The sequence below is a fragment of the Dokdonia ponticola genome, from assembly GCF_042653865.1.
Classification (GTDB): domain Bacteria; phylum Bacteroidota; class Bacteroidia; order Flavobacteriales; family Flavobacteriaceae; genus Dokdonia; species Dokdonia ponticola.
This window is the reverse complement of sequence record NZ_JBHSFV010000006.1, coordinates 173,971-186,527: the sequence shown is the minus strand read 5'-3', so window position 1 is coordinate 186,527 and position 12,557 is coordinate 173,971. Positions and strand designations below refer to the sequence as shown.

Annotated in this window: 11 protein-coding genes; 7 read left to right on the top strand and 4 right to left on the bottom strand. The window is 35.6% G+C overall.

Annotated elements, in window-relative coordinates; genetic code table 11:
* Nucleotides 1–126: 126 nt before the first annotated feature.
* From ACFO3O_RS11485 to ACFO3O_RS11475, 3 genes are all read right to left on the bottom strand, one after another.
* Nucleotides 127–396 (bottom strand): hypothetical protein, encoded by a 270-nt coding sequence (locus ACFO3O_RS11485; RefSeq protein ID WP_379978881.1) that lies wholly within the window; start codon nt 394–396, stop codon nt 127–129.
* A gap of 273 nt (nt 397–669) precedes the next feature.
* Complete coding sequence (locus ACFO3O_RS11480; RefSeq protein WP_379978879.1) at nt 670–1,347, bottom strand: response regulator; 678 nt, start codon at nt 1,345–1,347, stop codon at nt 670–672.
* Nucleotides 1,348–1,793: 446 nt separating this feature from the next.
* Nucleotides 1,794–3,842 carry an HD family phosphohydrolase gene (locus tag ACFO3O_RS11475; protein WP_379978877.1) on the bottom strand — a complete coding sequence of 683 codons (2,049 nt, stop codon included), beginning with the start codon at nt 3,840–3,842 and terminating at the stop codon, nt 1,794–1,796.
* Between the two features lie 449 nt (nt 3,843–4,291).
* On the opposite strand from ACFO3O_RS11475, the gene ACFO3O_RS11470 reads away from it, so the two are divergent.
* Together ACFO3O_RS11470 and ACFO3O_RS11465 are read left to right on the top strand one after the other, a co-directional pair.
* Entirely contained in the window at nt 4,292–5,470 is a 1,179-nt protein-coding gene (locus ACFO3O_RS11470; protein ID WP_379978875.1) for an acetyl-CoA C-acyltransferase, read from the top strand.
* 18 nt (nt 5,471–5,488) lie between these two features.
* Nucleotides 5,489–6,238: a C40 family peptidase gene (locus ACFO3O_RS11465; protein ID WP_379978873.1), complete on the top strand. Its 750-nt coding sequence runs from the start codon at nt 5,489–5,491 to the stop codon at nt 6,236–6,238.
* Nucleotides 6,239–6,437: 199 nt separating this feature from the next.
* Here ACFO3O_RS11465 and ACFO3O_RS11460 read toward each other — a convergent pair whose 3' ends face one another.
* Complete coding sequence (locus ACFO3O_RS11460; protein WP_379978871.1) at nt 6,438–7,505, bottom strand: tyrosine-type recombinase/integrase; 1,068 nt, start codon at nt 7,503–7,505, stop codon at nt 6,438–6,440.
* 177 nt (nt 7,506–7,682) lie between these two features.
* Here ACFO3O_RS11460 and ACFO3O_RS11455 point away from each other — a divergent pair, with 177 nt between their 5' ends.
* From ACFO3O_RS11455 to ACFO3O_RS11435, 5 genes are all read left to right on the top strand, one after another.
* Entirely contained in the window at nt 7,683–8,417 is a 735-nt protein-coding gene (locus tag ACFO3O_RS11455; RefSeq protein ID WP_379978859.1) for a CPBP family intramembrane glutamic endopeptidase, read from the top strand.
* Nucleotides 8,418–8,573: 156 nt separating this feature from the next.
* Nucleotides 8,574–9,074: a hypothetical protein gene (locus tag ACFO3O_RS11450; protein WP_379978857.1), complete on the top strand. Its 501-nt coding sequence runs from the start codon at nt 8,574–8,576 to the stop codon at nt 9,072–9,074.
* 147 nt (nt 9,075–9,221) lie between these two features.
* Nucleotides 9,222–9,956 (top strand): DUF2927 domain-containing protein, encoded by a 735-nt coding sequence (locus tag ACFO3O_RS11445; RefSeq protein ID WP_379978869.1) that lies wholly within the window; start codon nt 9,222–9,224, stop codon nt 9,954–9,956.
* A gap of 154 nt (nt 9,957–10,110) precedes the next feature.
* Complete coding sequence (locus ACFO3O_RS11440) at nt 10,111–11,049, top strand: hypothetical protein (RefSeq protein WP_379978867.1); 939 nt, start codon at nt 10,111–10,113, stop codon at nt 11,047–11,049.
* 173 nt (nt 11,050–11,222) lie between these two features.
* A complete protein-coding gene (locus ACFO3O_RS11435; RefSeq protein WP_379978865.1) occupies nt 11,223–12,521 on the top strand; it encodes a M48 family metalloprotease in 1,299 nt (432 codons plus the stop codon).
* Nucleotides 12,522–12,557 lie beyond the last annotated feature (36 nt).

The window sequence follows — 12,557 nt, the reverse complement described above, 5'->3', positions numbered from 1 at the left end:
TGCTATATACGCTTCTAGCAGGGCGAGATAGATGAAACCAAATGAATTCTTGGTAAACTAAACTACTTTAAAATCCATTTGGTTTTATCTATTATTCAAATCAATTGATTGTAGTGAACTCTAATCTTATAGTGGTTCACCATCTACTGGAGTCGCTCCACATACCTTTGTTTTACCATCACAAGTGACTGATGTAGGTCTTGTTGTACACGACTGTGTTCCATTACATCTAATTGTAACTCCATTAGGACAAACAGTAAATGCATAACATGTCCATTGTTGCGGATCAATAGGAACCGAATCTCCTGTATCTACAGGTTGTTGAAAAGACATCAGTGTAAAACTTACCAATAAAAATGCTGCGCCAAAAACAAGGCTTACGATTCTATTCTTCATAATATTAAAATTTATAATATACCTACTCTAGTAAGGCTTTTCGGTTTCCGCCTTTGTATACCTGATCAGGATTTTTAATTATGAATGTTAAATTTATCTAAAAAATAAAGCAATCACAAAGCAGCAACCTTACTATAAGTAGTTGTTTTGCATTTAGTTATATCATAAAAAATAAAAAAAAACAAGAAGATCTATTTATAGGAAAGTAAAAAAGCAAATAACCATAAAGTCTATAGATTCAAGAAAATAAAATGACATATTCTCAAGTTTCTTTTAAATAAATCCATTTTCCCTCGCCTTAAGAATGAGTTCGCGATCACCCTCATGATTCACATTAAAAGTAAGTTTTAGTAAACGTTTTCGTTTCTCAATGCCCGCTTTTGAAAAAGGAAGAATACTCAATAGGTCTTTCATCCGTGCACCATTAGACAATTCATAAAGCAGTCTAATATCATATTGATCTAGTGTGAGATCCGAATGCATCTTTTTACGTAATAAACTAATGACTTTTTGGCTATAAAACGTTTTATGACCCATAACGTCTCTCAAAGCTGTGGTCAAATCTTCAAAGACTATATCATTTTTAATTAACAAACCGTCTGGATCTATATTTTTCAAAATAGTATGTAATCGTAGATTACTCATTAAGTTAGTGATCACAATAATTTTAGTTTGTGGTAAACGTTTTCGTATCACTATTCCTAAATCTTCTCCAGACATCAAATTATTCTCAATATCTTGAGGGACTTGGATATCTAAAAAAACAATATCAATTTCCTGATTCGTTGATGCCTTTATAATCTTTTGATACGCAGCAACACACGTTTTTGAGATCTCAATAGAAAAATGAGTATTTCCCACTTCTTTCATAACCTGTGTAATTGCATTTTTGTATACATCAATAATAAGTTGATGGTCCTCAATGATTAAGATCGTACTAGTCGTTTCCATAGGTTATAAAATGTCACTACCATTTATGTACACAAGAAAATAAATCTTAGTACCCTAAAGCCACAGGACGATTACTTTTAAAGTGCGATTTAAACAACTGATAATGATATACTTATTACCTCAAATATCCATATATTTTTTTAATAACTGAAGACTTACAGGTCGTCATTTATGAATGAAGAGTGTGTTTTGAGAATAAATAAGTAGTTTTTCTCCTTTTGATCAGGAATTAAGAAGAGAGAATCCTCTAACTCTCTAATGAAGAATAAAATAACTATGAATTCATTAGGTTTTCCGCTCCTGTCTGCCAGCTAGGGAGGTTCGCGAAAATGACACAATCAATTCATAGTAGCATAAAACAAAAAGTAAATACAATACTATTTTCGCTTTAAGCGAAAATCACTCACAATCAACTTACAAAAAACCTAATGATGAATAGCCAAAAGCTACTCCGGATACTCCACCCGTAAATGGTAAATATTTACCAGCTTTTTCTTAAGGATCTTTTTTACTTGCTGAATCTCTTTAAACGTAATATCCGCATTGAGGTACTGACCATCATCCATTTGTTTTTTGACAATCTTTTCGACAAAAGAATCAATGAGTATAGACGTTGGATTCTTTAAACTCTTACTCGCTGCCTCCACACTATCTGCCATCATGAGAATAGCCGTTTCTTTACTAAACGGAAGCGGTCCAGGATATTGAAAATCAGTAATCACTGCATCTTCATTTACCGCTTTTTCCTTCATATAAAAATAATGCACTGTACTTGTACCGTGATGCGTACGTATAAAATCAATCACCCGATCTGGAAGGTTATTTTTACGGGCAATCTCAATCCCATCAATCACATGATCTATAATGATGCGGGCACTCTCTTTGGGAGAAAGATCATCATGCACATTGATTCCTGTCGCCTGATTTTCGGTAAAATCAGTTGGATTATTCATTTTTCCAATATCGTGATACAGAGCCCCTACACGCACTAACATGGCATTAGCTCCAATCTCATTGGCTGCAGCTTCACTTAAATTGGCTACATTCAAGCTATGGTGAAACGTACCCGGTGCTTTATCGGCGAGTTGTTTAAGGAGTTTAGAATTGGTATCGGATAACTCTAGTAAAGACACATCACTCACCAATCCAAAAATTTTCTCGTAGATATAAATAAGCGGTTGTACAAATAAGGTAGCAAGCCCTGCCAAGACAAAAAGTCCTAGATTTTCCCACGCTAGGTTTTCGACACCCCCCTGATGGATGCTATTAAATGCAAAATAGGCGATGATATAAATGAGCGTAATCTGTCCCACAGAAATAAAGAGATTGGCTCTCTTATACAATTCCTGGGTACTTAAAATAGTCACAATTCCTGCAATCACTTGTAAAAAGAAATACTCAAAACTATCGGGTACAATAAATCCAAGAAGGAGGATCGTAATCACATGTGTAAATAGTCCTAAACGCGCATCAAAAAAGGCTTTAATGATCAATGGCAAGATACACAATGGCACCGCATAGACATATGCTGGATTGAACTTTACTACTGCTGTGGTCAATAAGACCATTAATAAGATATTAAAAAGAATAAACGTCACTTGCGTATTATTCTCATATACTTTGATTCGGTAATTACGAATAAATAGTAAAAGCATCACGAGTGCTAAAACGACTAACACCACATACCCTACCACGATCCAGTTATACCGAGAGTCGCTAAAATTTTGCGTTTCATATTTCGCTTTAAGCGAAATCATCTTCTGCAAGGCTTCCCCTTCCACCAGTTCACCTCTCGCGATGATCCGGCTTCCTTTGGTCACAACACCACGTGTGGGAGATACCTGAGATAGCTCTGCCGTGATGGCGTTTTCTGTGAAGGTAGCATTGTATACAACATTAGGTTCGATACTATCGTAAAACACTTGTAGGAAAAGGTTTTTATACGATGCATACGGACTCTGATTAAGACGACGCTGCAATTCTGAGGACACATCATCTGCCTCATAAATCTGTCCTAGGTTTACCTGTGTGACTTCACTTCCTTTTTTGAGATACACCAACCTGCTAGCGTCAAAAGTTGGTTTTTCTTTAGCGATTCCTGTAGCGTAAATATCTTTCAGCAGATCACGACCAAAATCTTTAAGCCTCGATTTAGAAACGTTGGTCACTAAAGAATCTTTAAATACCCCAGAAAAAGAATCCTCATACCGAGCGATGGCATCCTGCATGACTTTTTCGTCATAATCAAAATACAAGAATGCCTGTGAGCGAATCTCTTCACGCTCCTGCGCTAAGGTTTCTTCACTTTTTAAAATTGCAAAATCCTCATCCGCATATAAATTTTCGTTTGCCCAAGGAAATCCTTTTTGAAAGTCATACTGGAATTTCCCACTCTTGGGTAAGAAATACACAATCAGTACGGAGCATACTGCGATGAGTAACAGCTTGTACAGCAGGTCTTGGTTTTTATAGAATGTTTTTATAACTGTTGCCATCGTATTTTTTATCAAGGCTAAAGTACTCTAATTCCCCTTAACCCCCAAAGCCCCCTAACCCCCGAAGGGGGAATTCTTACTCAACTCTTGATAAAACTCAAATCAAAGCTCCTTCTACCTCTGGGAGAAGGTTAGTGCCTGTGCTGAACTTGTTTCAGTAATGAGGGAGAATTCTTTAGAATCTAATGGTTTTGCTAGGAACTTTTCTCTCCCTTCCGTCTCTATCTCGTCCCTCGATAGATCCACCTTCCCTCGCTGAGGGAAGGAGCTGTGATTTATGATGCATTCATAATAATAGTAAATGAATAGAATTACTCCTTTGGGGTTATTTAAATACCAAATACTAGCTAAAATCCTAACACATAATTTACGATAAATATCATAAACAGATATGCTAAATTTTAGTACTTTCGCGTAGTGATTTTTTCATACCACAAACACCATACACTATGAGTAAAAATGTAGTCATTGTTGCAGCAGCACGTACCCCGATTGGGAGTTTTATGGGAAGCCTTTCTTCTGTTTCTGCTAGCAAATTAGGAGCCATCGCCATCAAAGGCGCTATGGATAAAATACAACTAGATCCCGCTTCTGTAAATGAAGTATTAATGGGCAATGTCGTGCAAGCTGGCGTAGGGCAAGCTCCTGCAAGACAAGCCGCCATAGGCGCTGGAATTCCAGATACCGTTCCTTGTACTACCGTAAATAAAGTATGTGCTTCAGGAATGAAAGCTGTAATGCTAGGTGCACAATCCATTATGCTCGGAGATAATGATGTTGTGATTGCTGGAGGTATGGAGAACATGAGTCGTATTCCGCATTATGTGAATTTACGCAACGGACATAAATTTGGACCACAAACCATGGTAGACGGGATGCAAAAAGACGGCCTTGTCGATGCCTACGATGGTAATGCGATGGGGGTTTGTGCAGACCAATGCGCCACCGAATATCATTTCTCTAGGGAAGATCAGGATGCCTTTGCGATTCAATCGTATGAACGAAGTGCAGCCGCTTGGGAAGCAGGAAAATTTGACGATGAAGTCGTGCCTGTTTCCGTACCACAACGTCGTGGTGATGATGTGATTGTGAGCAAAGATGAAGAGTATACCAACGTACGTATGGACAAGATTCCTACCCTACGCCCTGCTTTTACCAAAGACGGAACCGTAACCGCAGCCAATGCCTCCACTATTAATGATGGCGCAGGTGCTGTGATCTTGATGAGTGAAGAAAAAGCAAAAGAATTGAATTTGACGCCACTATGTGTCATCAAAGGATTTGCAGACGCTGCCCACGAGCCAGAATGGTTTACCACCGCCCCTTCCAAAGCTTTACCAAAAGCACTTGCCAAAGCGGGTGTGACCCAAGATGAAATTGATTTCTTTGAGTTTAACGAAGCCTTCTCTGTGGTAGGTCTTGCTAATATGAAAATTTTAGGACTCACCGATACAAATGTAAACGTAAACGGTGGTGCCGTATCACTAGGGCATCCCCTTGGATGTAGTGGGGTACGTATCCTAATTACATTACTTAATGTATTAAAACAAAACAACGGAAAACTCGGTGCTGCTGCAATATGCAATGGTGGTGGAGGAGCTTCTGCCATCGTGATCGAAAACCTATAGTACGCCCGCCCTTCCTATATGAAATACGGAATTTGTCATTTGAGTAGCATCCCCATGCGATTAGAAACCTCTGATCGTAGTGAGATGGTGAATCAGCTTCTTTTTGGAGAAGTCTTTAAGGTGCCTGAAAAACGGAAATCTTGGAGCCGGATTCGCTTAGCACATGACAATTATGTAGGGTGGATTGATAATAAACAATATCGGGAAATTAGTGAGGAGGAGTACGCTTTCGCGAAAGCGCAAACTCCCGCACTCATCGCAGATCCTGTACAGTTTGTGGCTGATGCCCACGGGCAATTGCACACCGTCCTTTTGGGCGGATCTGTACACACGCTTTCTTTATTGAATTCTACCTATGAAGGCAGAAGTGTCTCTGGTAAAAAAGACAAAAGCCAGTTGATTGAAACCGCCTTGCAATACCTCAATACCCCCTATTTATGGGGCGGTCGAACGCCTTTTGGGATTGACTGCTCTGGATTCACTCAAATGGTGTATCGACTCAATGGTCACCGACTCTTACGTGATGCCTCAGAACAAGCCACCCAAGGGGAAGCGTTGAGTTTTATAGAAGAAAGTGAACCGGGCGATTTGGCATTTTTTGATAATGATGAGGGCAACATCGTACACGTAGGCCTCATCATGGAAGATAACTACATCATACACGCTCACGGAGAAGTCCGCTTAGACCGCCTTGATCATTCGGGTATTTATAACGTACACCAGAAAAAACATACCCACAAATTGCGGGTGATTAAAAAGGTGGTGTAAAACTACTCTTTGTCAGGCTGAGCTTGTCGAAGCCCATACTTATTTAATCAAGAGCTAATTTTTCTGTCAGGCTGCGCACTTCGGTAAAATCGGTGTAACACCTGTCGAAGCCTTTCTTTATCACTCTTATTTTATGGTCCATTCTAGCACTCTAAAAAACGCTTCGTAAAAACAATTACCCATCCAAACCTATTTTGTTCTATAAAAAATCCAATGGGCTTCTAATATTTTTACTACTAGAAGGTGAAACCTTTGTATATAGCTGCGTGGTTTTTATAGAATGGTGTCCTAATAATTCTTGAATAAAGCGTATATCTGCGCCTGCTTCTAGTAAATGGGTTGCATAGCTATGACGTAATCCGTGGATTCCTATATTTTTATGAATTCCTGCTTTTTTCATGGCATTTTTAAAGATATGCTGAACACTTGTTTTGGAGTATGCGCCTCCGTATTGACCTTCTAATAGGTAGTCTTTAGGTTTATATTGTAGGTAATAGGCGCGTAAAGACGATAAGATACTTGTGGGTAATGGGACGTACCTATCTTTTTTCCCTTTAGCACCCCGTATATGCACCATCATCCGATGGCTGTCTATATCTTCTACGTGTAACTTTACAACCTCGGAGACTCGCAGTCCCATACCATAGCACAATTGAAGCGCTATCTTATGTTTTAGATTGGTGGTATTATCAAGTACCAATCTCACTTCTTTTTGGCTTAACATTTTAGGCAAAGTCGTTGGCTTTTTGGGACGTGGAATATTAAAAAACATTTTAGGTTGATGTAATACGTTTTCAAAGTAAAATTTTATAGCATTGATTTTCCCATTAAGTTTACGTTCACTCATTTGTAATTCTTGTACACAATATAAAAAGTAATCCTTGAGTCGTGCTGGGGTTAATTGATGTACGGGAAAGGTGCCTAATAACTGCAACAGGTGTGAGAATTCTGATAGGTACATCCGAGTAGTGTTTGGGCTATAGGCTTTCAGTTTTAGTTGAGTGCGTAATTGTATAAAAGCGTCTCTATTTTTGGAATCTATCTTTTTTAATAAGGCCTCTCCTTCTTTTTTTTGTTGGATTCCAAATTGTTCTCTTAGAACGGGAAAATCTGGTAGGTACCAAGATTTTTTAGTTTGGCTCCATTTGGCAGATGGGTATTTAGTCGTTAGCTTATTTTTGAGCTGTATGTCATATGGAAAAGCAATCCATATGACATTTTTATTTTTATGTTGACCTAGAGTAAATGAGTAGTCCTTGATTTCCATGAGGCATTTTATATATCATTTTCCCAAAGATATAAATTTGATATACAAAATGCCTAATTTGGTTAACTAAATAAGTAAATGATTATCAATTATATTACTATATTTGGGCTAAAGCACATAGCAGGAATTAACTGTTGATATATTTGTGTTAGGCATAATTTAAAACCAACCAAGTAAATGATAGGAATATTAGTAGCAATTGCCATTTCGTGGTTGCTTTTATATCTGATTGAAAAAAAGAATATTTTAGCATTAGGATTTCTTCCTATAACCAAAAGGTTGAAACAATTCTTAATCGGATTTTTTATTACAGGACTACTTTGTGTTCTTGACCAGTTTTTAGAATCTTATCTAAAATCATCAACTTGGGTTCTGAACGAAAACATTTCTGGCGGAATTATATTAAAATCATTTTGGTGGGATGTGAAATCAGTATTGACAGAAGAACTGATTTTTCGAGGTGCTTTGCTGTATATTCTTATTCAAAAAATTGGCTCAAATAAAAGTATATTGATTTCCGCAATTGCGTTCGGAATTTATCATTGGTTCTCATATGGAGTTTTAGGAAACGCAATGGCAATGATTTTAGTTTTTATCGGAACTGGATTAATGGGATATGCTTGGGCATTGGCATTCTCGAAAACCAAATCGATAATGCTACCCTTTGGACTTCATTTAGGCTGGAATTTTATTTACAACACTATATTTTCAAATGGTCCATTGGGAGAATTAATGCTAATTTCAAAAGGCGGAAATGAATTGACAGATTGGACTTCGCTTTTGAACTTTGTTAGCGGATTAGTAATAGTTCCGACTTTAGTGTTAATTTACGTAAAATATTTCGTGAAAGAAGAAACTGAATTGACAACTGGAATGAAAAAAACTATGCCTAACAACGTATATAAAAAATAGCGGTTTAGTCGCTTAATCAAAAGAAAATGAATAAATTAAAGGTCTGTTATAATCTAAAAAGTTAGTGGGTAAAATCCGCTACTTTTCATATACAAGACCGTTGTAACACATTTGAGAAAAACTAAAGACATACTGATTTTCGTATTTGCTATAATCGTGGTTTCGGCTTTAGCGTATGTGATTTTTTTATTTTTCTATGTTCAGAAGAGATACGCTGAAATCCCAACCGACCCAAAATCAATCTTTACGGAATCGAGATATTTATACGGAATATCGGATGACAATCTGAAACTTCGAACGGAATATTTACTCATAAAAACTGTACGCGACTCGATAATTAAATATGAATATAGAGGTACGACCGATTCTACTCGGAATTTAAAGGTAAGTTACTTAAACAAAAATCAGGAACTTCAGTTTGACTTTACAGAATATAAAAAATATGAATCCAAAGTAATACAGAGCAATTCGAATTCTGAAATTTGGTTTGACAAATACGAAATGACGGAACCTGTTATTGACGGAATGAGTCCAATTCTGTTCAATAAAGATTATGGAATCTTAGCTATTACGGGACCACTTGGACCTACTGCTTTTTTTATGGATAAACCGAATGATAGTTTACAAATAATGAAAATAAACAGAAAATTATACTGAATATAAAAACGTGTTACAACAACGTGTATAGCTCATTGCGGCTGAATTCCTAATCGGAATTCATTGCAATTTGCTATCTTTCGATTACGGCGGAAAATCCTCGCGGATTTCCCGCAACGAGCCATACACAAAAACGTTGTAAAACATTTGAGAAACAAACTATTGAGGAAAAAAACTACACTTTTTATTAGTCTAATAATCATAATTGGAATTGCTATTTATAATGTCGTAGACTTTAAAGAATATGAGTTTTCTGAATATGATATTGAATTGGTAAATTATTTCAACGAAGTTGCCTTAAATGCTGAATATGATGTAAGTCCTAATAAAATTACAAAGTGGACTGAACCAATGAAAGTTTTCATATTTAAGGAAAAGGAACTTAATTATGAGGTTTCAATAATTAAAAATACAATTGAAAAAATCAATAATCTCGTTCAAGATGGATTTCAAGTCCAATTAACAGATGACCCAAAGAAATGTAATGCAGTTATTTTCCTTACTGAAAGAGAAATATTAGAACCATTAGTACCTACTCTTTTCGAAAACTTCAACACAGAAGTAGATGGAGCGGCTGAAATTATATTTGATTTAGAAACTTTTGAAATTATTAATGCGAAAATTTTTATTGATATTCTACAACCAAAGGAAACAATAGAAACAACAATTCTAGAAGAAATAACACAAATTATTGGCTTAATGAACGATTCGGAAAAATATTATGATAGTGTTTTTTATGAGAATAAAGTAGATAGCATTATTACAGTTGAATATTCCAAAATGGATAAAGAAATTATAAAAATACTCTATCATCCAAAAATGAAACCAGGACTTGACTATAACAAAGCTGAAAAAGTAATAAAGCAAATTTTGAAAAAATAAAAAACGTTTTACAACACCGTGTATAATTAATTGCTAAGGCAAGTGCTTATTTGGAAAATTCCTTCGGAATTTTCTCTGGCAAGTATTTGTTTACTAAATTAGTTGCTTAACCACGCAACTAACCATACACAACAACGTTGGCAGGCATTAAAAAATGAACATACAAGTTGACCATATAGATTCAAGAGGAAACCAGAATAATAGAAATTTCCATTTGACGAGAGTAGGATTTGCCAAACATTTGGCAATTGCCGGCCAGCGTTATTCCCCTCACCTTTCAAAGTTCTTTAGGACTCTTGGAATGTTTTTTCATTACAGTGCTTACATTCAAAGAAACGCCTTTAATAATGACCGCTTCTCTGAACCACCAATAGCTTTATCTGACCCAACTGAGAAAAATCAATTCTCAAATCTTGCAGGAAAAGCAATAGCTGACTTCTTATCTAAGAGAATTGATAATAGTCTTTACACAGTGAATTATGAAGCGGCAATGAGAATTTTAGGACATAAAATAATAGGTCAAAGACCTGATTTAATAGCATTCTCTCGTCAATCAATGTTTGCTTTAGAAGCAAAAGGACGGTCACAAGGTAATTCAGGGAATATGGCAAATCATAAGGCACAATCAGGAACGGGACCAATTCCTGTGAACTTTTCTGTTGCGTGTGTATCCTACGATTTATATAACCAAGTTAAATGTAATTATCACGACCCATACAATGACAATGTGCCATACGATAACACAACATTGAGCGCAACTTCACGCATTTACTATTCAGGTCTTTCTGAGTTCTTAAATGAAAAATTCTTTGAAATCAATGATGTCGAGATTCAAGGAGAAAAGTTCATAGAAATAAATCTCTCTTACAGAACTATGGAAAGAATATTCAAAGATGAAATTCCTCCCCTTCGACCGTTTCATTATTTCGAATTATTTGAATTCTATAGACCAAGTTTGATACTTCCAAATGACATTCGAGTTTTCGCAAGAGATGGAATTACCAATGAAATAAACCCTTTCAATTTTGAACAATCTCAAAAAGACAACTTGTATGTTGATAATGATAGAGTCGGACTAAGAATAAGAAGATAAAAAAAACGCCTGCCAACATCGGCTATAGCAAATGCGGGCTGACTGCTTAAAAATGAAGATTTTAGCACTAAATAAAATTACGGTAGGCGGACAAGAAAGCGGCTTCGAAAACCCGCACTTGCCATAGCCAGGGCCGTTGGCAGTAATAAGAAAAAACAATGTAACTAACCAAAATGATTAATGACCATCCTGAATACGGCGAACTTTTAAAAAAACACTTTCCGATATCTGATTATCATTTAGATATCGAGATTGTCAAAGACCCTCCTAAGGATTATATACAAGATTTTTTTGAAAAATTAAAGGCTCACAAAAACTATCTAGAATTAAAAGATGATTTTGTATTTGACAAAGAATTGAATGTTTTTATACAAGTACATAATAGGTTTCCAATTTCAGAAATCTCAGACCTCTCACAAGAAGAGGTTTTCTTTTATCCCTTTATGAGTAAAAGTGAGATTAAACAAATTTTCAATATTAAATCTTCAGCTGATTACTTGTTAAGAGTTAGAGCAGAACAAGTAGAATCAGAAATACGACTTAGACGAACATTCTCAAAACTCAAAAAAAAACTTTCACAGAACTGGAACTTTACGGATTATTTTGAATCAAGTCAATATGCGAAATATTTAAAAAAGTTAAATCCAAAATTTAGACAAAGCTGCATAGACATTCCACATGGAACAATCCACACAAACGAAGCAAATGGAACGTGCCTAAAAACTCCTTTTGGAAATATTATAACTTTATCATATTCATTAAGAGAATTCCTTTATTATATGAATCTCTTCCATTTTGGAGAGCAGCTAGGTGTAAAACAACAAGATATTCACTACGCATTTATATTAGCTATCAGGATAATGATTGGAACAGAAAGTTTAGATTTTGAAATTGATTCAAGAGGTAAGCTACCTAAATCCATTAAAAAACATATTGATTATCTCACCGATTGGCAAATGAAGTTTGTCATTGGTCATGAATATGCTCACCACTATTTGGGGCATTTAAAAAATGAATCAAAATTAAAATCTCATAATAAAGTACTTGGAAAAGGCAATAACATAAAGCATTATACTTACAGACAAAGTTGTGAATTTGAAGCTGACTTGCATTCCATTCAAGAGACAATATACAATGATAAAAATAAATCAGAATTACTAAATGGAGCTTTCTTATTTTTTATATCTCTACAGCTATATGACAAAGTTGAAGAGTATTTATTTCCGAAAATAAGATACTCGAATACGCATCCAGAACCATTAGACAGATTATGGACATTACGCAAAGCAATAAAAAAGGACATAGGCTACTCCGAAAAAGTTTTATCATCAATTGAAAAAAACACAAAAAAATTTTTAGAAAATTATTTAAAGGAATTTCTGCCCTACAATGTTGATAAAATAGAAATGGTTGGGTCTATTTATTTACCTAGTTATAAAAAAACCATGTTAATTGACAGACTCGACATATAAATTACTACTGCCAACAAAACCTATAAACAATACGGG